The organism is Listeria sp. MAN/IMW/UF464, from assembly GCF_058683955.1.
Genome location: NZ_JBZWZP010000004.1, coordinates 38,606 through 59,716 on the forward strand (window position 1 = coordinate 38,606; position 21,111 = coordinate 59,716).

The 21,111-nt window shown below is 37.4% G+C and carries 24 protein-coding genes and 1 riboswitch; of the genes, 4 read left to right on the forward strand and 20 right to left on the reverse strand.

Annotation, left to right across the window (positions count from 1 at the left end; translation table 11 throughout):
* Positions 1-6: 6 nt before the first annotated feature.
* Genes sufU through sufC form a run of 4 tightly spaced genes read right to left on the reverse strand, consistent with a single transcriptional unit; the run spans position 7 to position 3,779 of the window.
* On the reverse strand, positions 7-450 hold the full coding sequence (sufU, locus tag AC4PG0_RS12770; RefSeq protein ID WP_003763799.1) for a Fe-S cluster assembly sulfur transfer protein SufU: 444 nt from the start codon (positions 448-450) through the stop codon (positions 7-9).
* A complete protein-coding gene (locus AC4PG0_RS12775; RefSeq protein ID WP_492167757.1) occupies positions 447-1,673 on the reverse strand; it encodes a cysteine desulfurase in 1,227 nt (408 codons plus the stop codon). The genes sufU and AC4PG0_RS12775 overlap by 4 nt, the downstream gene beginning before the upstream one ends.
* Entirely contained in the window at positions 1,674-2,975 is a 1,302-nt protein-coding gene (gene sufD / locus AC4PG0_RS12780) for a Fe-S cluster assembly protein SufD (protein WP_492167758.1), read from the reverse strand.
* A gap of 18 nt (positions 2,976-2,993) precedes the next feature.
* A complete protein-coding gene (gene sufC / locus AC4PG0_RS12785; RefSeq protein WP_003768207.1) occupies positions 2,994-3,779 on the reverse strand; it encodes a Fe-S cluster assembly ATPase SufC in 786 nt (261 codons plus the stop codon).
* Positions 3,780-4,118: 339 nt separating this feature from the next.
* On the opposite strand from sufC, the gene AC4PG0_RS12790 reads away from it, so the two are divergent.
* Entirely contained in the window at positions 4,119-5,195 is a 1,077-nt protein-coding gene (locus AC4PG0_RS12790) for an Lmo2079 family surface lipoprotein (RefSeq protein WP_010991227.1), read from the forward strand.
* 40 nt (positions 5,196-5,235) lie between these two features.
* Here the strand turns inward: AC4PG0_RS12790 and AC4PG0_RS12795 are convergent, their stop codons facing one another.
* From AC4PG0_RS12795 to AC4PG0_RS12865, 15 genes are all read right to left on the reverse strand, one after another.
* On the reverse strand, positions 5,236-6,066 hold the full coding sequence (locus AC4PG0_RS12795) for a MetQ/NlpA family ABC transporter substrate-binding protein (protein ID WP_003763809.1): 831 nt from the start codon (positions 6,064-6,066) through the stop codon (positions 5,236-5,238).
* A gap of 64 nt (positions 6,067-6,130) precedes the next feature.
* The gene (locus AC4PG0_RS12800) at positions 6,131-6,805 is read right to left on the reverse strand and encodes a methionine ABC transporter permease (RefSeq protein ID WP_003763810.1); all 675 of its coding nucleotides are present in this window, start codon (positions 6,803-6,805) and stop codon (positions 6,131-6,133) included.
* Complete coding sequence (locus AC4PG0_RS12805) at positions 6,802-7,824, reverse strand: methionine ABC transporter ATP-binding protein (RefSeq protein ID WP_003769138.1); 1,023 nt, start codon at positions 7,822-7,824, stop codon at positions 6,802-6,804. The genes AC4PG0_RS12800 and AC4PG0_RS12805 overlap by 4 nt, the downstream gene beginning before the upstream one ends.
* 89 nt (positions 7,825-7,913) lie before the next feature.
* Positions 7,914-8,032: riboswitch (SAM riboswitch) on the reverse strand.
* A 108-nt stretch (positions 8,033-8,140) separates the two neighbouring features.
* On the reverse strand, positions 8,141-8,329 hold the full coding sequence (locus tag AC4PG0_RS12810) for a hypothetical protein (protein WP_033533612.1): 189 nt from the start codon (positions 8,327-8,329) through the stop codon (positions 8,141-8,143).
* Between the two features lie 78 nt (positions 8,330-8,407).
* Positions 8,408-9,550 (reverse strand): histidine kinase CesK, encoded by a 1,143-nt coding sequence (cesK, locus tag AC4PG0_RS12815; protein ID WP_010991229.1) that lies wholly within the window; start codon positions 9,548-9,550, stop codon positions 8,408-8,410.
* A complete protein-coding gene (cesR, locus tag AC4PG0_RS12820) occupies positions 9,540-10,235 on the reverse strand; it encodes a response regulator CesR (protein ID WP_003763814.1) in 696 nt (231 codons plus the stop codon). The genes cesK and cesR overlap by 11 nt, the downstream gene beginning before the upstream one ends.
* Positions 10,236-10,310: 75 nt before the next feature.
* Entirely contained in the window at positions 10,311-11,186 is an 876-nt protein-coding gene (locus tag AC4PG0_RS12825; RefSeq protein WP_003768219.1) for a cation diffusion facilitator family transporter, read from the reverse strand.
* Positions 11,187-11,378: 192 nt separating this feature from the next.
* Positions 11,379-11,687 carry a thioredoxin family protein gene (locus tag AC4PG0_RS12830; RefSeq protein ID WP_033533614.1) on the reverse strand — a complete coding sequence of 103 codons (309 nt, stop codon included), beginning with the start codon at positions 11,685-11,687 and terminating at the stop codon, positions 11,379-11,381.
* 60 nt (positions 11,688-11,747) lie between these two features.
* Complete coding sequence (gene gcvH / locus AC4PG0_RS12835; protein ID WP_003769150.1) at positions 11,748-12,125, reverse strand: glycine cleavage system protein GcvH; 378 nt, start codon at positions 12,123-12,125, stop codon at positions 11,748-11,750.
* 39 nt (positions 12,126-12,164) lie between these two features.
* A complete protein-coding gene (locus AC4PG0_RS12840) occupies positions 12,165-12,518 on the reverse strand; it encodes an arsenate reductase family protein (protein WP_003763821.1) in 354 nt (117 codons plus the stop codon).
* 155 nt (positions 12,519-12,673) lie between these two features.
* Positions 12,674-13,849 carry a rod shape-determining protein RodA gene (gene rodA / locus AC4PG0_RS12845; RefSeq protein WP_003769152.1) on the reverse strand — a complete coding sequence of 392 codons (1,176 nt, stop codon included), beginning with the start codon at positions 13,847-13,849 and terminating at the stop codon, positions 12,674-12,676.
* A gap of 70 nt (positions 13,850-13,919) precedes the next feature.
* Positions 13,920-15,089, reverse strand: coding sequence for a rod shape-determining protein RodA (rodA, locus tag AC4PG0_RS12850; RefSeq protein WP_010991233.1), 1,170 nt, complete (start codon positions 15,087-15,089; stop codon positions 13,920-13,922).
* Positions 15,090-15,229: 140 nt separating this feature from the next.
* Positions 15,230-16,021 carry an ABC transporter ATP-binding protein gene (locus AC4PG0_RS12855; protein WP_010991234.1) on the reverse strand — a complete coding sequence of 264 codons (792 nt, stop codon included), beginning with the start codon at positions 16,019-16,021 and terminating at the stop codon, positions 15,230-15,232.
* Positions 16,018-17,028 (reverse strand): FecCD family ABC transporter permease, encoded by a 1,011-nt coding sequence (locus AC4PG0_RS12860; RefSeq protein WP_492167759.1) that lies wholly within the window; start codon positions 17,026-17,028, stop codon positions 16,018-16,020. Before AC4PG0_RS12860 ends, AC4PG0_RS12855 begins: the two co-directional genes overlap by 4 nt.
* A complete protein-coding gene (locus AC4PG0_RS12865) occupies positions 17,028-17,999 on the reverse strand; it encodes an ABC transporter substrate-binding protein (RefSeq protein WP_070023934.1) in 972 nt (323 codons plus the stop codon). The genes AC4PG0_RS12860 and AC4PG0_RS12865 overlap by 1 nt, the downstream gene beginning before the upstream one ends.
* A 155-nt stretch (positions 18,000-18,154) precedes the next feature.
* On the opposite strand from AC4PG0_RS12865, the gene AC4PG0_RS12870 reads away from it, so the two are divergent.
* Positions 18,155-18,319, forward strand: a complete 165-nt coding sequence (locus AC4PG0_RS12870) for a hypothetical protein (protein ID WP_003763827.1) — start codon at positions 18,155-18,157, stop codon at positions 18,317-18,319.
* A 132-nt stretch (positions 18,320-18,451) separates the two neighbouring features.
* Complete coding sequence (locus tag AC4PG0_RS12875) at positions 18,452-19,210, forward strand: alpha/beta hydrolase (RefSeq protein ID WP_010991236.1); 759 nt, start codon at positions 18,452-18,454, stop codon at positions 19,208-19,210.
* 38 nt (positions 19,211-19,248) lie between these two features.
* Here the strand turns inward: AC4PG0_RS12875 and gad are convergent, their stop codons facing one another.
* Positions 19,249-20,652, reverse strand: coding sequence for a glutamate decarboxylase (gad, locus tag AC4PG0_RS12880; protein ID WP_492167760.1), 1,404 nt, complete (start codon positions 20,650-20,652; stop codon positions 19,249-19,251).
* Between the two features lie 125 nt (positions 20,653-20,777).
* On the opposite strand from gad, the gene AC4PG0_RS12885 reads away from it, so the two are divergent.
* On the forward strand, positions 20,778-21,086 hold the full coding sequence (locus AC4PG0_RS12885; RefSeq protein ID WP_003763830.1) for an SdpI family protein: 309 nt from the start codon (positions 20,778-20,780) through the stop codon (positions 21,084-21,086).
* The last annotated feature ends 25 nt before the right edge of the window (positions 21,087-21,111 follow it).

The following is a 21,111-nucleotide window of genomic DNA, read 5'->3' on the forward strand; positions in this document are numbered from 1 at the left end:
CGCTACTTATTTTGTTCCTTCTTTTTCAAAAATCGCTCTCTCCATTGCTTTCCAAGAAAGGGTTGCGCATTTGATTCTTGCTGGGAATTTCGCAACCCCTGCAAGTGCCTCAACGTCGCCGTATTCATCAATCGTTTCGTGGTCGTGACCTTGCACCATTTCTGAAAATTCACGGGACATTTTTAATGCTTCTTTCTCGGTTTTCCCAATAATGCTTTGCGTCATCATCGAAGCAGAGGCCATCGAAATCGAACAGCCGCTACCAGTGAATTTTGCCGCAACGATTGTATCACCGTCCATTTTTAAATGAAGATGAATTTGATCACCGCATGTTGGGTTGTTGAGGTCGATTGTTACATCGCTATCTGGGAGCTCTCCATTATTGCGCGGATTTTTATAGTGATCCATAATGACTTGTCTATAAAGCTGATCTAATTTCCGGCTTGTCATAATCCAAAATACTCCTTTGTTAACTTGAGGCCATCTATAAGCGCATCAATTTCTTCTTTTGTATTATAAATATAAAAGCTTGCGCGAGCTGTAGAAGAGACATCTAGCCATTTCATCAACGGTTGTGCACAGTGATGACCAGCTCGAATCGCAATCCCGTCTTCGTCCAAAATAGTCGCAATATCATGTGGGTGAGCGCCTTCTAAATTGAAAGTCACTAAGCCACAACGTTTACTCGCATCTTTTGGTCCGTAAATGGTAATGCCTTCGATTTTGCTCATTTCTTCTATCGCGTAGCTGGCTAATGCTTGTTCATGTGCGTGAATATTTGCGAGTCCGACTTCTGCCAAGTAATCAATCGCCGCACCTAGCGCAATCGCTCCGCCAATAATCGGTGTTCCGGCTTCAAATTTCCACGGCAGTTCTTTCCACGTCGAATCGTATAATTCAACAAAATCAATCATTTCTCCGCCAAATTCGGTAGGTTCCATCGCATCAAGCAATTCACGTTTGCCATACAAGGCGCCAATGCCAGTAGGAGCCATCATTTTGTGCCCTGAAAAAGCATAAAAGTCAGCATCTAAATCTACTACATTTACTTCCATATGAGGCACAGCTTGCGCACCATCAACGAGAATGACTGCTCCAAATTGATGAGCAATTGCTGCGATTTCTTTAATTGGCGTGATAGTTCCGAGTACATTAGAAACATGAGCTAATGCAACGATTTTCGTTTTTTTGCCAATCGTTTTTTTGGCTTGTTCAACAGAAATCGTGCCATCTTCTTCTAGTTCGATATATTTCAAAACCGCGCCTTTGCGTTTAGCTAGCTGTTGCCATGGAATCAAATTAGAATGGTGCTCTAGATAAGAAATAACAATCTCATCGCCCGCTTCAATATTTGCTTCCGCGTAACTATCAACAACTAAATTAATCGCTGAAGTAGTACCTCTTGTGAAAATAATTTCTGCTACTTCACGCGCATGAATAAACTTGGCTACTTTACCTCGAGCTGATTCATAAGCATCCGTCGCTCTTGCTGCAAGTGTATGCACACCGCGGTGAACGTTCGCATTATCAAACTCATAGTAATGTGTTAAAGCTTCAATAACTTGTTTTGGCTTTTGTGAAGTGGCAGCATTATCTAAATAAGCTAGCGGTTTTTCATTTATTTCTTGAGCTAAAATTGGAAAATCCGCCCGAATTTTTTGGATATCAATCATTTAGCGCACTTTCCCTTCGATTACTTCACGAAGCATCGTTTTTACACTTTCGATTGGTAACTGACGAACAACAGGATCCAAGAAGCCATGAATAACTAATCTTTCTGCTTCCTTTTGAGAAATCCCACGGCTCATCAAATAGAATAATTGTAGTGGATCAACGCGTCCAACAGAAGCCGCATGTCCTGCTACTACGTCATTTTCATCAATTAATAAAATTGGGTTCGCATCACCGCGCGCTTCAGGACTAAGCATAAGTACACGTGATTCTTGTTGTGCATCTGACTTAGAAGCGCCATGTTTAATGTGACCAATTCCGTTGAAAATAGTTGTCGCTCTTTCTTTCATAACACCATGGGATAAAATTGTACCATTAGAAGCTTTTCCGTAATGTGTCACGCGAGTTGTCACGTTTTGCGTTTGCTTCCCGCGTCCAACTGTCACAGTTTTCACATCAGCAGAAGATCCGTCACCCATTAGGTTCGTTACGTTCTCGTTGATAGTATCGCCATCATTCATCAGACCAAGTGCCCATTCAATTTGGCTGTCTGTTCCAATGTGTCCACGACGGTTCACATATGTCGTAACGCCACTTGCAAGATTGTCTACACCACCAAAAGTAATACGCGCATTTTTCTCAGCGATTACTTCTTCAACAATGCTAACAATCCCTTTAGGTGCGTTATCTACCGTTACGTAGTTTTCCACATAAGTGACTGCGCTATTGTCATCCGCCACAAGCAACACATGGTTAACAAGTGGAGATTCTGCTTTTTCTTGTACAAAAACAGCTTGAATTGGCGCTTTCACTTCAACATTTTTAGGAACGTAAAGGAAAATCCCGCCGTTCACTAGTGCCGCATGAAAAGCAGTCAGTTTATGTTCATCCACTTGAACTGCATCTGTCATGAAGTATTTTTTCACAAGTTCAGGATGATTTTTCACAGCCGAAATAATATCTGTAAAAATAACGCCTTGGTCAACTAGTTCTTGTTGCAACTGAAGTCTCGCAGGTCTTTCATCCATTTGAACGTAAAAATTGGCTTCTTTATTATCTAAATCAACTAAATTCGCTACTTTTTCCGGTAAAGTTTCATTCGTTACGCCTTCTTTAAAAGGTATAAACGTCTCAAACTTTGTGAAATTCCAGCGAGTAATTTTTGTTTTATCCACAAAAGGCAAGTCCAGTTCCCCGTAGGCTTTAAAAGCATTGCGACGGATGTCTAAAAACCAATCCGGTTCATTCGCATTACTTGAAAAAGCGTGGATAAAATCATCTTTAATTGTCATATTTTCTGCCATGATTTTAACCTCACTTCCTTATTGTTGGTCTACTGCTTCTTCTTCCTCAAGTTCAATACCAAGTTCTTGTTTAATCCAGTCATAACCTTCAGCTTCTAAACGTTTAGCAAGCTCAGGTCCGCCTTCTTTAACTACTTTACCTTGCATCATTACGTGCACAAAATCTGGTGTAATGTAGTTAAGTAAACGTTGATAATGGGTAATGATTAAGCAGCCGAAACCTTCGCCGCGCATTTCATTTACACCTTTAGAGACAACTTTAAGTGCATCAATATCAAGACCAGAGTCAATTTCATCTAAAATCGCTAATTTTGGCTCAATCATTAATAATTGCAAGATTTCATTACGTTTTTTCTCTCCGCCTGAAAATCCTTCATTTAAATAACGTTCTGCCATTTCTTCGTCCATATCTAAAATGTCCATTTTGGCATCTAATTTACGGATGAATTGCATTACTGGAATTTCGTCGCCTTCTTCGCGTCGGCTATTGATAGCTGCACGAATGAACTCAGCGTTTGTTACACCACTAATTTCACTTGGATATTGCATCGCTAAGAAAAGGCCAGCACGAGCGCGTTCATCTACTTCCATCTCAAGTACATCTTCTCCGTCAAGCGTGATTGATCCTTGTGTTACTTCATATTTCGGGTGCCCCATAATTGCTGAGGACAACGTAGATTTACCTGTTCCGTTTGGTCCCATGATAGCATGGATTTCGCCAGTTGAAATTTCAAGGTTAACGCCCTTCAAAATTTCTTTTCCTTCTATTTCAACATGTAAATCTTGAATCTTTAAAGTTGCCATAAAAAAGTCCTCCCTAGTGTAAAATTTGCATAATCCTAGTTTAGTATAATTCTAATCTGATTACAACTATAAAAACCAGCACTCTTCGCATTCTCCCCTTCATTCTACTATTAATAGCCGTTTTTTACCAGTTTTCGTGCATTATCACTATTTCCATTTTATTTGAGAATCCATGACATAAAAGGAAGAGCGCTCTATATCAATAGAAGAAAGGTTCTTTTTTACTATAAAAAAGGATTGTATATCTTATTTAGATATGGTATTGTTGTAACGTAACAAATTTGCAACATAATAACTTATTTGTAATAAACGATTATTTATTGAAGGAGAATTTAAAATATGAAGAAAGCAATAATGGCTCTGACCATCTTTGTATTGCTTTTAGCCACATTATCCGGGTGCAGCTCCCCTAAGTCCGACTTCACATCTACTTTAAAGAAAACAGCTGAAAATAAACAATTTACAACGAACGTCACATTCCAAGTAAACAACCTATCTGATAACTACATTAAAAAACTTGGCTCTGATATTGACTTAAATCAACTTAAAAAATCTAACATTCAATATAAAATTTCTGTAGATAGTGATTCTTCCTCTTCCTATAGCGCCTATTCGCTTCACTGGAAAGGCAAAGAACCACTTGATTTAACTCTACATGCGCTCCAAAACAGTGAGGACGGGAAAGCTTATATCCCTGTAGCTGATATTTATGACGCAGCAGACAGTTTTTCAAGCCTACTATCCGATTCAGCAGCTCAGATTTTCAACAAAGTACTCGCGCAAAATAAAGACTTAGAATCTAAATATCTCAACGTATTCGAAACATTCCAAAACTTCTCCAATCAAACAATTGATTCAGAAACCGTTGATCGTCAAGCGGAAGAATTGAAAAAAATTGAAGAAGCCAGTGGTATCGCAATTTACAGCTATTTAAATAACTTAGATGACAAACATTTCACTTCCAAAGATAATGGAGATATTGTTTTAAACCTATCCAAAAACGAAATAAAAGATTTAGTCAATGACGTCTTTACAGCACTTGATAATGACGGAAACATCATCACACTTCTTTCAGAAATTGATGGTAGCTCGCAAAAAGAAGCTCAAAAAAAATGGAATTCCGGTGAAAAAAGTGTTCGTTCTTCACTAAAAAACCTTACTTCCAATAAAAATCAAACACTCGATTTCAAATTAACGTTAACACCAGATAGTAAGAAAGGTTTCAGTAAAGCCGTTATTACTACAAACTTTGAAGATAGCAAAACAAAAGATTTAATCAACTTAACAACAACCGTCGATATGCTTGATTATGAAAAAGTTCCTCCAATGCCAGAAGGTAAAGACATTGTTTCTAAAAAAGAACTTGATAAAGCCATTTCTGATGGACTGAAACTATATTTAAGTAGTGCTAATTAAAAAAAATCCTTTTACCAAATCGGTAAAAGGATTTTTTTGTTTACTTATCGACTGGAACAACTGCTCCGTCCCATTCTTTCGTAATGTAATCTTGAATTTCTTTTGAATGTAACACTTTAACTAGTTCTTTAATGTTTTTGTCGTCTTTTTTCTTGTCCGTAGTTACAACAATATTAGCGTAAGGAGAATCTTTGCTTTCGATTGCAATAGCATCTTTAGAAGGATTTAAGCCTTGGTCTACAACAAAGTTTGAGTTAATAGCGACAACATCGCCTTCTTCATTATTATATGCAGTCATCAAGTAAGCTGGGTCAAAATCATATTTGAATTTCAAGTTTTTCGGATTGTCTTTAATGTCGTCAAATGTTGCATCTTGTGGTTTCACGCCATCTTTAAGTGTTAAAAGTCCATTGTCTACAAAAATCCCAATAACACGCGGCCAGTCAGATTTTGAGTTAGAAAGTAAAACTTGCGCGCCGTCTTTTAAATCTTTAATATCTTTTACTTTTTTAGAATAAATGCCCATTGGTTCGATGTGAATAGCACCGACATCAGCAAATTTGTAACCTTTTTCTTTTTCTTCTAATTCAAGATATGGTTTATGTTGGAAGTAGTTAGCATCTAAATCGCCTTCTTCTAGGGCTTTATTAGGCATAACGTAGTCTGTATATTTAACAATTTTCAAGTCAATCCCTTTATCTTTTAAGATAGGTTTTGCTTGTTCTAAGATTTGAGCATGGGGTGTATTTGACGCACCCACTACCAATTTATTATCGTCTTTACTAGATGAAGCTTTATCTGAGGAGCCACCGCAAGCTGTAAGTACTAAAACTAAACTTAATGTGAAAATTAAACCAAGAACCTTTTTCATGAAATTCTCTCCTTTTTTGCGGGGATTCCGCGTTTTTTTATATAAATTTCTTCATATACATTGATTAGCGTTTATCGGTTCGTTTTGTTAGGAAGTCGCCGATAAATTGGAAAATAAAGACGATAATTAAAATAATAATTGTCGCAAGTACCGTTACATCAGGTTGTCCACGTTGGAATCCTTCAAGATAAGCTGTATTTCCAAGCCCACCTGCACCAATGACGCCGGCCATCGCTGTGAATCCAACAAGTGAAATTGCTGTCACTGTAATACCAGAAATAATCGCTGGTAAGGCTTCTGGGATGAGCACTTTACCAATAATAGTAAACATATTCGCACCCATGGATTTAGCGGCTTCAATAACGCCTTTGTCTACTTCGCGAAAAGCAATTTCTACCATCCGACCATAGAACGGAGCTGCTGAGATAATTAAAGCTGGAAGTGCTGCTTTCGGTCCAATTACGGTTCCGACTAACGATTTTGTCATCGGTAAAAGTAACACGATTAAAATAATAAAAGGAATGGAACGGAACACATTAACAAGGATTGCTGTTATCCAGTATAAAATGCGCGCTCCGGCATGTTTTTTATTATTGGTTAAAAATAGTAATAATCCTAGCACGATTCCTAGCAAAAAAACTGCAAATAATGAAGTAAGTGTCATATATAGCGTTTCTTGTGTGGCAACCCACATCATTTGAAAATCAACATTTGGAAATAACTCTTGTAATTTCGTCATCGTTCTAACACTTCCGTTTCTACTTTAAGTTGACGTAGCTGTGTTAGACTGGCATCTATCGCTTCTTCTGTGCCTAAAACTTGGACATACAATGTTCCGTATGCACCGTTTTGCGTTTGAGTTAAGTTCCCATGAAGGACATTTAGCATAACATCATTTTCTTTTGCTACTTGAGAGATAACTGGTTGAGTTGCATTTTCACTCATGAAGAGTAGTTTAACGATTTTACCTTCTGCGTAATTATCGAGTAATAGATGGATTAGTTCTTCCGTTTCGTCTGAATCAGTTACTTGGCGGACGAAACGCTGCGTTACTTTTTCTTTAGGATGGCGGAACACATCTAGTACGTCACCGAGTTCAGCAACTTTCCCGTTTTCCATGACTGCCACGCGATTACAGATTTTCCGAATAACGTGCATTTCGTGGGTGATAACGATGATAGTTAGGTTGAGGCGTTTATTTATGTCTAGCAATAATTCTAGAACTTCATCGGTCGTTTGTGGATCTAGTGCGGATGTAGCCTCATCACAAAGCAATACTTTAGGATTATTGGCGAGCGCTCTTGCAATACCTACGCGCTGTTTTTGCCCACCACTTAGTTCAGCTGGATAGGCGTTTTCTTTTCCTTCTAAGCCAACGAGTCGGATTAGTTCATTGACCCGAAAACGTCTTTTTTCACCGCGAACACCAGCAATTTCTAATGGAAACGCGATATTCTCTGCAACAGTTCTAGACCATAATAAATTAAAATGTTGAAATATCATTCCGATTTGTTGGCGCGCTTTTCTTAATTTACTACCACGAATTTGGCTAATTAGTAGGTTATCTACTTCAACAGACCCTTCTGTTGGTAGTTCTAATCCATTGAACATTCGGATTAGTGTACTTTTACCAGCCCCTGAATAACCAACTACTCCGAAAATCTCACCTTGTTCAATTTCTAAATCGACATGGTCGACAGCGAGAACTTTGTTATTTCTGGACGTATATTCTTTTACGACGTTCTGTAACGTAATCATCTCTATCACCTTTTCTACATTCTGATATACAAAAAAGCCTTCCTGCTAATGAGCAGAAAGGCAGCATTTTTTCAAATGGGCTAACTTCCTTCTCATCTTTCAGAACAAATCGTTGTTCTGCATGACTTAGCACCTTAAACACATAATGAATTATTGTTTAGGTTGCTGGGTTTCACAGGGCATTTCCCTCCACCACTCTGGATAAGATTTCTACATATTATTATATCACTTCATTTGTGACTATAGTGACGTTTCTTGTTTTTTCATATTACCTTTTCCGTCACACTTTGTCAATAACTTTTTTATTTATACGCATCTATTTGTAATTTACTTCACTAATAATACTATTTTCTCCCGAATCTTCCTGGCTAGCTAACTGAGAGGCTATTTTAATCTGAGCTCTATTTTGATATTTAAGTTCGCTACTATTGACTTGAATTATGTACATAAATACCGCAATGACCGTGATACAAGCAACAACAATTAAAACAATATGTTTTTTCATTTTTCTCTCCTCCGTGATTTATATTCTACTGAAAGAACATAAATCACAAGGAAAGAAACATTTAAGAATTTTTAAAGATTAAATGAGCGGCAATTTGACGATAAAACTTGTTTTGCGATGTTTGCTTTCTGCGGTAACAATTCCGCCGTGTTTTTCAACGATAGACTTAGCGATTGCAAGGCCTAAGCCAGTACCCGTTGTTGTCCGATTTTTATCTACTTTGTAAAAACGTTCAAATAGATAAGGTAAATCAACGGTTGGAATCTCTTCACCATAGTTAGTGACCCGCACAACAGCCATATTATCTTCTTTTTTCGCGCTTACATCAATTTGTTTATTTCCTTCTCCGTATCTAAGCGCATTGGAAAATAAATTCTCAAACAAACGCATAATTTGGTTACCATCGCCACCAATGATGAGTTTATTGGCATCAAAATGTTCGATTATCTGCATATTTCGTTCTGCAGCTCGTCCGTCATATTCTGCTACTAATTGTCTGAGTAATTCAATGATGTCTAGTTCATCTTTTTTTAATTGGTAATCAACACTATCAAGCCTAGTATAAGAGAATAAATCATCAATCAGTTTATGCAGATGACGCGCTTTTCCGTAAACAAGTTCCGTATAATAACGCAGCTCAATCTCATCACGATAACGATCCTCATGAATATAACTTAAATATCCTAAAATCGACGTTAAAGGCGTCCGCAAATCATGTGAGACATTCGTAATTAAGTCATTCCTAGCTTGCTGCGCCTGTTCTTCCTTTTTCATTAATTTATTTTGTCGTTCACGCATATTTTCAATGTTTCGCTCAAGTTCTTGAATTTCCGGGACAAAACTTTCTGTATCAACCGGCTTTCCATCATTTAAAGCAAAATTAATCGTTCGTAGTTGTTTTTTTAATATCCGCTGACGCATCAATCGATAAAAGAATGCAAAGAATAAACAAGCAATCAAAAAGATAATTAAAAACTTCAGCGATAACATCCAAAACGACTGCATTATCCGAGTATATTTATTCGGCCCAAAAAGTTGAACCATAGATTGCGTCACTTCACGTAAAAACAAAGAATCATCACGAATAGAAATACTCCACAAATAAATAGTTTGGACAGTAATCAAAGCAAAAACCCAAGACACTATTGCAAAAAAAGTCGCCTGCCAAACATTCATCACATGGCTAATTTTCGTAAACAACACTTCCAGCCTAGATTTCAATTTTGTACCCTACTCCCCATATTGTCTTAATCACATTTTCTCCGCCCATAGCATCTCTCAATTTATCGCGCAAGTTGCTAATATGGACCATGACCGTTTTACTCGCTCCGAGTGCTTTCTCCTGCCAAATTTTCTCAAAAATATATTCTGAACTGAAAACACGACCTGGTTCACTCGCTAGTAAAAATAAAATATCAAATTCTGAAGTAGTTAGATGAAGTTCTTTTTCTCCAACAGTTACAACATGAAGCCCGCGATCAACTACAATTGGCCCAATAATGACCTTATCTTGACTAACTGGCTCTGCTTGACTCATTTGTTGCATACGTCTTAAAATCGCTTTAACGCGAACAGAGAGCTCTAAAGGATTAAACGGTTTGACCATATAATCATCCGCTCCAGTTAATAGTCCCATAATTTTATCATTATCTTCTGCCTTTGCACTAAGCATTAAAATTGGCGTTAAAATACCATTTTTCCGCATTAATCGGCATACTTCAAGGCCATTCATTTCTGGCATCATTATATCTAAAATCACTAATGTTGGCTGCTTTTCTTGCACTAAACGCCATACTTCCGCACCATCATAAGCTTGATAAATTGTGTATCCTTCATTTTGTAAATATAATTTTACTAAATCAACAATTTCTTTATCATCATCGGCAATCAAAATAGATGTTGTCATACTCATTGTCCTTTCCATTCTTATTTCTACCTATTGTAACACTTTAGAAACAAATCGAATAGAAAGAGCTGATTTTTAATTTCTAGTTAGCACTCGCTCTTCTTCAGGTTCTAAGTGAATCAAAACTTCTGCTTTCGCGTAGAAATTCATAATCTCTGCTTCAATTTCATCACAAAGCGAATGAGCACTTTCAATTGTCATCGTGGAAGATACTACTAAATGAAAATCAATATATTCTTCCGCTCCTGCTCGCCTAGAGCGAAAATCATGAAATTCAATAAATTTATTTTTATGCGCTAAAATAATCTTTTTAATCGCCTCTTCTTCATTATCTGAAAGACGTTTATCCATTAATGGTGGAAAAGATTCTTTTAAAAGCTTAAATGCTTCGTACATAATATAAAATGCCGTTAAAATAGCGATAACTGGGTCTAACCACAACCAGCCAGTTATGTATACTAAAAATAAACTAAGCGCAATACCAAGCGATGTGAAAACATCTGTATATAAATGTAGCGCATTGGATTTCATTGCAACTGAATTGGCTTTAATTGCCGCTCTTTTAATAATTCGTGACACAATAATATTAACAATCGCCCCAAAAAGCATGACAGCAATACCGAGCGCTGGAAATCTAATTTCATGCGGATTTAAAAGTTTATTAACAGATTCAACAATAATCCAAATACCCGCTACAAAAATCAATAAAGTTTCAATAGTCCCCGCGATATTTTCCGCTTTCCCGTGCCCATATGGATGGTCCTCGTCTGCAGGCTGATTCGAAATTCGAATAGAAAAGAAAGTAATGACTGATGCAAATAAATCCATTGAAGAGTGAATTCCTTCTGAAATCACAGCTACCGATCCCGTGAAAAAGCCGACAATTAATTTAAGTACGACGATAACAAAATTACTACACACCGATAAAATAGTAAGGTTAGAATTGTTCATAGAAAAGCCTCCGATATGTTTATGTTTCACTAAAAATCTCTCTTTATAAAACACTATTTTAACAACTCGAATTATCTTACCACGAGTAGCCAAATTGTGTCTATAGCAATGTTTTTAGCTAAATGCAGTTCTATATCAGAAACGAAACTTTTTTGCGCACGGGCAAAAATTAACACAGAAAAAATCCCTGTATCACTCACTATACAGGAATTCAAAAATAGCTGTTGCATCATGTAATTTATACGTTAAATCCTTTGGTTCGCCGTTCTTAAATTTCACTAACGCGGGGACTGACGTGATTTCCAAGCTTTGAGCAATATCTGGCACATAGTTCAAGTCTACTTTTGCGACGTTGCTATGAATACTGTCTGCTTCTAAAACCACGTCTACTAAGCGGCTTGCTATCTGACAGCTGCCACACATTGGTGTAAAAAAGAAAACGACAAAATCCGCGCCATCGTTTTGCGCCTCACTAAAAGTCTCTTTTTCCCAAGTTTCCAGAAAAAACGCCTCCTATCAAAAAAAGCCAGCTTCGGTTATCCCAAGCCGGCTTCTAATAAATTAATCTAATCCTTTTTCGTAATCATCACTTGATAAAAGAGCAGTTACATCCGCTTCTTCTACTTCAGTAAGTTTTAAAATCCAACCAGTGTCATACGGGTTGCTATTAATTAGTTCTGGCTCATCTTCTAATGTTTCATTAACAGCAACTACTTTACCAGTTACTGGCGCATAAAAATCAGATACTGTTTTAACGGATTCAATGCTACCGATTGAATCACCTTTTGTTACGGTATCGCCAACTTCTGGCAATTCAACAAATACAATATCCCCTAATTGATCTTGGGCAAAGTCAGTAATCCCAATAATATAACTACCGTCTTCTGCTTTCACCCATTCATGTTCTTCTGTGTACAATAAGTCTTTTGGTAAACTCATTTTAAAACTCCTCCTTTTACTTGCAATTATCTATATTGACTATTTCCAAGTTGCTTCAAATTCTTCTTCTTTGAAACCAAGCGTTACTTCTTTACCGTTAGTTGTAAGTGGGCGTTTGATTAACATGCCATCTGAAGCAAGCAAATTATAAGCCTCTTCCGGTGAAAGTGTATCAAGCTTATCTTTTAGTCCAAGTTCGCGGTATTTAATACCACTTGTATTAAAGAAACGACGGATTGGAAGCCCGCTAGCTTCATGCCATTTTTGTAATTCTTCGGCAGTTGGGGTTTCAGTCTTAATGTCTACTTCGTTAAAATCAACATGCTCATTTTCAAGCCATGCTTTTGCTTTCTTGCAGGTGCTACATTTTGGATACCAATAAAAATTAATCATTTTGCCTCTCCCTCCGATTGCATTCTATTACTATCATAGTGCATTTTTTCTTAAAGTACAAATAGCAACCCTTAGAAAAAAACAGAGATTTTGAAAGCGTATTCATATCAGTTCAAAAAAAATACAAAAGCCACTTCGACTTCTGTATTTTTCTTTTAAGATGCGTGATTTTCTTCTTTTACTTCAAACATCGATTTCTTAAAGTTAAACCTTATCCCGAGAACGAGCCCGACTGCCATCATATTCCCGAGCAGAGCACTACCACCGTAACTAATAAACGGAAGCGGAATACCTGTGATTGGTAATAAACCAATATTCATGCCAACATTTTCTAGCACGTGGAACATTAACATCATTACAACACCCGTACAGATATATGAATAAAATGGAACGCCCACATCAAGCGCCACTCGAATAATTTGATAAATTAGTAAGAAATAAATCGCCAGTAGAATACTCGCTCCAATAAAGCCATAGTCTCCAGCTACAATCGTAAAGATAAAGTCATTATGATTTTCAGGAATTGCGATGGCATCATATCCCGCCCCGTTTCCAGAAATCTGACCAGAACCAATTGCCGTCATCGCTCGCAGCACTTGATAGCCCCCGCCTTGAGGGTCATTTTCCGGATTTATCCAAGTCGTAATCCGGTCAAATTGATATGGTTTAAAACCAAGACTCGTTAGCCAATTCTGATGATAAATAACCATCCAAATAAGCGTAGTACCGATTGCTGCTATCGAGCCAAAAAGCGGTACGATAATTTTCCAAGTAATACCTGAAATAAGAATCATCCCCGACATAATGGCGATAAATACAAGTGCTGTCCCTAAATCGGGTTGTAGCATAATTAAAATAAGTGGCATTAATGTAAATAAGCCGATTTTCAGCAGTAACCAAGCGTCATAACTAAAGCGATGAACCTTATACGTTCTATTATGATCCCAGATTACTTTTGCCAATACGATAATTAATATTACTTTTACAACCTCAGAAGGCTGAATATTACCTAAAAATGGAATAACTATCCAACTCTTCGCTCCTTTTACTTCTTTCCCAAAAAGTAAAACAAACACGAGTAAAAACAGACCTAACCCATAAAAGTAATAAGCCCATCTCGTGAGTCGATCATAATCCAATTGCATCACGACAATAATTGCAAATGTCGAAACCACAAACCACATAGCTTGTTTTACAACAAAGTTTGCATCATATTGATTATTTGTTAATTGCGCACTATAAATGGACACCAAACTGATTATCATAAGTAACATCATTGATAAAACAATCCCGTAATCAATGCGTCCAGCTAGTTTATTTTGTTGATTCATTATTTAATTACTCCTTACTGGTTGGTTTGTGTATACTAACGCTTTCTCCCAAACAGTTTAAAAAAGAAAATCATACGCGATTCCCTTTTCCTAAGTTAACTTCTGGGGCATTATATCTCGCAGATAACACGAGTCCAAGTGCCATAAATGCGCCAAGAAGAGAGCTTCCCCCATAACTGACAAAAAGAAGTGGAATACCGGTAATTGGAAGAAGACCAATTGTCATCCCGATATTTTCTAAAACGTGAAATAAAATCATCGAGCAAACACCCGTACAAATATACGAATAAAAAGGAATGCCAATGTCTAATGCCACTCGAATAATTTGGTAAATCAGTAAAAAGTATAACATAATAAGTACGCAGCCACCAATAAAACCGAAATTCCCACCAATAATAGAAAAAATAAAATCATTGTGGTTTTCTGGAATAGCGATTGCCTGGTTGCCAATACCATTTCCTTGTAACTGACCAGAACCAATCGCCTGCATTGAACGGAGCAGTTGCATACCGTCCCCAAGCGGATCTTCCTCAGGTCTAAGCCAAGAAGTAATTCGTTTAAATTGATATGGTTTAAATCCTAGTTTTTGTAAAAAATCTTGATTGTACATAACTAAATAAATTAACGTCCCGCCTAGTAAAGCGACCGAACTAAATACTGGCACTAAGATTTTCCATGTAACACCACTAATAAAAATCATTCCGATGATAATAGCAATAAACACTAAAATTGTACCTAGGTCTGGCTGAAGTCTAACTAACCCAAGTGGAATAATAGAAACGATGCCTATTTTAAGCAATAATTGTATATCTAATTTTACCGTGTGCAGTTGATATTTTTTGTTATGGTCCCAAATTACTTTAGCAAGCGCGAGAATTAAGAAGCTCTTCATTAACTCTGAAGGTTGCAAACTTCCAAGTGAGCCAATACTAATCCAGCTTTTAGAACCTTTACGCTCATCGCCGACAATTAATACAAGCACTAGAAGTAAATTCCCAATACCATACAAGTAATATGCCGCCCATTGAAGCCGATCATAATCGAAAAAAAGTACAATAACAACGACTATTCCAGTAGAAATAACAATCCAAATAGACTGCTGCAGTAAGAAATTATTTGTGTACTGGTCATTAACAAGTCCTGCGACATAAATAGCCATTAAACCAATAGTACAAAGCAACATCATCAAGAATATAATCGCGTAGTCAACTCGAACTGCCTTTTTTCTATTTCTAGCCATTGCTTTCCGTCCTTTATGTTTAGATTTAAATGTAAAAAAGCTGCTATTCTTAAAAAGAGCAACAGCCTTCATCTATTATAATAAAGTTTACCTTGGATAGGAAGCTTTTTCACCAAATTCTAATCTTCTTTCTGTTTTCTTTAATATTCAAATCTAGTCGAAGCAAGCGGATGAATGTGCTGTTTTCCATCTTTTTCAGTAATATCTGCTGTAATATGAAAGACATTTCGCAAAAGCTCCGTTGTAAAAACTTCTTGAGGCGTACCATTTTTGACTAATCCACCATTTTCGCAAACAAAAACATAATCACTGTAGATTGCAGCTTGATTTAAATCATGTAACACTAACACAATCGTTAAATTATATTCTTTATTTAAATGAACTAACAAATCTAAAAGCTCAAGTTGATGGGCAATATCTAGATATGTCGTTGGTTCATCAAGTAGTAAAATAGGTGTTTTTTGCGCAAGAGCCATTGCAAGCCACGCACGTTGACGTTCACCACCCGATAACGAGTGAAGTGGTCGATACGCCAGATTTTCTAAGTTACACACTTTAATTGCCCACTGAATAACCGCCTCATCATCTTCTTGTAAAGTAGAAAGCCAACTTCTGTGCGGCAAACGTCCATAAGCCACCAAGTCATGCACCATAACATCAACTAAACCTTCAGGGGCTTGAGATAACATCGTCATTTTCTTCGCTAAATCTTTAGAAGGAATATCCTTAATATTTTTTTCATCAAGCAAAACTTCTCCACTATCAGGTGTCAAAAGGCGCATCATCAAACGAAGCATAGTTGATTTACCTGAACCATTTGGACCGATAAGTGTCGTGATTTTACCTTCTGGAATGCGTGCGCTCACGTCTTTCATTTCAAAATCTCTTTTACGTGAGAAAGAAATATTTTTTAGTTCTAATGCAGGTTTCATGAAGCAACCCTCCCTCTTTGAAGTAGGAATAAGAAGAATGGTGCGCCAATCATCGCAAGCAAAATCCCAACCGGAAGCTCAATCGACCCAAACCAACTTCTAGCCGCCGTATCAGCAAAACCAACTAATAGTGCGCCACCTAAGGTAGATAATGGCAATAAATATTTGTAGTCATTGCCGATAATCAAACGGAAAATATGTGGCACAACCAGCCCAACAAAGCCAATTAATCCAGCTACACTCACTGCGACCCCACTTAAAAATGCCGCTAACATGATAATGAAAAAACGATGTCGTTCGACGGAAAAACCAAGTAATTTTGCAGCATCGTCCCCAAGTAGCAACACATTGGAAGAGCGAATAGCAAAACCACTTAAAACAAAACCAACCAACATATAAGGCCAAATCATATCCAAGTGATACCAACTTTTCCCAGAAAGCGTTCCTGTCATCCAAGAAATAACACTTTGAACCCGGTTACTATAAAGCACCATAACTCCAGAAGTCATTGCGCCAATAAAAGCATTAATAGCAACACCAGATAAAATGACACGTAATGGAGAAACGCCACGATCCCACGCTAATAAATAAATTAAAATTGCCGTACCAAAAGCTCCTAAAAATGCGCCAATTGGAACAAAAGAAGCCAAAGCAGGAAATGCTAACGTCATTAAAATTGCTACAAATCCGCCGCCCGCTGAAACCCCGATTACACCTGGGTCAGCTAATGGATTTCGCATTACGCCTTGGAGCAAGCAACCTGCTATTGCAAGTGCAGCGCCTACTAAGAAGGCAATCAATAGTCGTGGCAAACGCAAATTCCATATCAATTGATTCGCAAGGTCACTCCCGCCGCCAGTCAAAGTTTGCCAAGCGTCACTATATGTAACTTTCACGGACCCAGTAGTCAGCCCGTAGAAAAAAGCTAAAATAAGTAAAACGATTACTACAATAAAAGTTATCCGTCTACGTTTTCGCCGCGGATCATGCGCCTTCACAGTTGTCATTAGTTAGCCACCTTATTTATTTCATCTGTCATATAATCCAATGCTTGATCAATTTTCATTCCGGGATTTGTTCCGAAAAGTTCTGCTGGAAGTACGACAATATGATCATTTTTAACGGCGCTTGTTGAATTCCAAGCTTCATTTTGTTTCATTTCTTTTTTAAAGGCTGTTTCTGTTTCTTTTTCATCTCCGCCGTGAATCATTAAGAAAATCACTTCTGGATCAGCAGCAACAATTTTTTCAACGTTCATCGAAGCATATTGCGGAAAGTTTTCCACACCTTTAAAATCTTTCGCCACGTTTTCTCCACCAGCGATTTCTAAAACATTTCCGCTTAACGAGGATGGTAACGCCGCGTAGTTACTTCCTGGAGCCCCAAGTACTAGTAAAGCGCGTACTTTTTTACCTTGCTGTTTTTGCTTCACTTCTGCTACTTTTTTGTCAATATTTGCCTCTAGTTCTTCTGCTTTTGTTTCTTTACCTAAAAGCTTGCCAAGAACGGCTGTCTGTTTTTTTATTTCATCGATTGAATTCGCCCCAGTTAGCACAACTTTCGGTCCTACGCCTTCCATTGCAGGCACGTCTTTTAAGTTTTGTTCTGAACTTGCTACAATAGCATCAGCCCCAAGAGAAGCAATTTTCTCTAAGTTTAAATCATGCGTATTGCCCACTTCTGTTGCTTTTTTTGCGCCATCTGGAACACCACTCGCATCTGTTGTTTGACGACCAACGACTGTCCCACCAAGCGCATAAATAATGTTCATATCTGCATTTGTAAGTGCGATGATTCGTTCTGGTTTTTTATCAAAAGAAACATCACGACCAGCCATATCCGTTACCGTTAAGGCTGCTTGCGATTTATTTTCTGTTTTTACTTTTTCGTTATTCGTATCAGTTGCAGTATCATTTCCACACGAAGCAAGGAGTAGTGCGGCTGTTATACTTAACGTCAATATAGTTATTTTCTTCATAATTCCCCTCCACAATACTGTCCTTTTCATTTTACTAAATTATACCACGATATTCAAAAAGTCGGACCCCTAATTGAGAATTATTTTCATCTATATCCAATTAGTCGATATTTTCACGTTAATACTTTATAATTAAATCAAGGAGGCGATGAAAAATGACTGATAATCTTTTTCCTAATCTAGCGCATGAAAATTGCAAAGAACCGATGCCCCCAGTCACAACAGAACAATTCAAAGAAGCAGCCATTCTAGAAAAGAATCGCAAGCTTGAAGAAATTTTGAACATCGTGGATAAAAAGAAACCTAGTATAAAAAAATAACGAGGACCTGTTCGCGCAGGTTCTTTCTTTAAACTTTAATTCCGAGTTAACTCATAAGATAAGTTATATTTATTTTATTTCACTAAAAAATCATGTATACTAGAAAAAAAGATAGGTCAGGAGGCCCTTACATTGGCTATTTTAGAACTAAATTTCAAATCAGAATGTTTAGCCATGCAAACAAGTGTAACGGTGATTTTACCCGAAACAGAAACACTTTACCATGGTTCAATTCCTAAATATAAAACATTATATATTCTGCACGGCTTGTCTAACAACCACACTACTTATGTGCGCAATACAAATATTGAACGTTACGCTACCGAAAAAGGACTCGCTGTCATCATGCCCGCAGCAGACCATAGTTTCTATTCTAATATGGTTCACGGTCGCGATTTTTTCCAATTTGTCAGTACTGAACTTCCTCACGTGATGAAAAACTGGTTCCCACTTTCGGACAAAAAAGAAGATACTTTCATAGCTGGGCATTCTATGGGTGGTTACGGTGCGTTCAAAGTTGCACTTACTTTCCCAGAAAAATTCCAAGCCGCTGCAAGCATGTCTGGTGTCATGGATATTAATTATATCATTAAAGAAGATTGCTTCGAAAATTTCAGCACACGTGCCATCACTGGAGAAATGACTAGCCAAACTGGTACGGAAAATGACTTATTTCATTTATTAGAAACTAATCTAACGAACAACGTGGAGTTACCAGCTCTTTTCCAAAATTGTGGTACAGAAGATTTTCTTTATGAAGACAATCTTCGTTTCCGTGATTTTGCGCTTGCCAAAAACGCTCCACTAGAATACCGCGAAGGTCCTGGTGATCATGATTGGGATTTTTGGGATAAAAGCTTAAAAGAAATTATCGACTGGCTTCCACTTTAATAAAAAGAAGACTTGGACTCGCATCCAAGTCTTCTTTTTTAATGCGTAAATCCGTATGAATCGTTTCGTTCCTTATCATGATACAGCACTCTAGCATGTTCTAAATTATGGAGTGCATCCGCGAAATCAGCTGCAAATTCTTCCGCCACATTATAACCTAAGTCCGCCCGGCAAACAAACCGCTGAATAATCGTATCACTTAAATCAGCCGGCAGCGGATAAGCCGGAACTTGCCAGCCTTTCATAAGAAGCTGGTCCGCAAGATCATAGAGCGTCCACTCAACATCAAGGCCATCTTTCAACTTATAACAAACAATCGGCAAATTAGAGCCATCATTAATAATTTCAAAGTAGCCACTTTTTTCTACCGTTTTTGAGAGATATAGTGCTGTTTTCTTTGTTTTTTCGTGAATTTCTCGATAGCCTTCAAAACCATAACGCAAGAAATTATAATATTGACCAATAATTTGACTAGCACTACGCGAAAAATTAATCGCCATGGTTGGCATTGAACCACCTAAATAACTCACTTCAAAAATAAGCTCTTTTGGTAAATATTCTTTATCTTTCCATAAAATCCAACCAACACCCGGATAAACTAAGCCATATTTATGACCAGAAGTATTGATTGAAACCACATTTTTAAGCCTAAAATCCCACGCTAATTCTGGATTTACAAATGGAGTAAACATTGCGCCACTTGCCCCGTCAATATGAATCACTAATTGATGCTCGTTTGCTTCATTATAAGCTTCTACTTTTTCATCTAATAAAGCAATATCATCGAATTTCCCTGTGTAAGTAATACCTAAAATCCCAACGATACCAATCGTATACTCATCCACTAACTCAAATACCTTCTCAACATCAAGGCTTAGATGCTCTTTATCCATTGGAACGACACGCATATCAACATCCCAGTACACACAAAATTTTTCCCAACACACTTGGTAGCCTGATGAAATAATTAAATTTGGCCGTTTCGCTTGAATATCTAGACCACGTTTTTCAGCATTATTACGCCAACGAAATTTCATTGCCAAGCCGCCAAGCATACACGCTTCCGAAGAACCAACAGTGGAAGTGCCTAGATAAGACATTTCTTTTGGCGCATTCCATAAATCCGCTAAAATATTAACGCAGCGATTTTCTAGTTCTGCTGTTTGTGGATACTCAGATTTGTCGATAGCATTTTTTTCCAGTGTTTCTGCCATCAATATTTCGGCTTCTTTTTCCATATATGTCTGACAAAAAGTCGCCAAGTTCTGTCTCGCATTTCCTTCATCCATCAGCTGATCTTTCACTAATTGATAAGCAATGCGCGGTTCCATTGGTTCCTTTTTTAATACGTATTTCGGGATGCTAGTACTTTCTTCTTCAGATCCAAAGAGCGGGATTTGATAACTTTCATGTTTTCGCTTGTCGTTTTCACTATAAAGCATCTTTTTTCCTCCTTTAAAATAACTGATCATCTCTTTCACCAATACCCATTAAAGCAAATAGGCAAACCGTTCAATTTTTCACAAGAATTTGTTATACTACGGTGGTACGTAAAAGGAGGTTTGCTATGTTTGATTTAATTTTCCCGTTTTTATTAATTATTATTGGCATTTTTTACAGAGTTAATCCACCCAAAAATAAAAATGGCCGCTTTAGTTACCGGACGAATGCTTCTTTAAAAAACGACGCCAACTGGAAAAAGGCTCATCGATTGCTTGGAATTTACTGGATAATCATTGGCGTGTGTATTCTAGTTTTTTCACTGATACTTGCATTTATTCCAATGTATGCCATGATTCGCAGCTCCATTTTATTAACTACTAGTGTTTTCGCAGTGTTATTTTCGGTCATATTAGTAGAGAAAAAATTACAATAAAAAAAGCACCGCGATAAGCGGCACT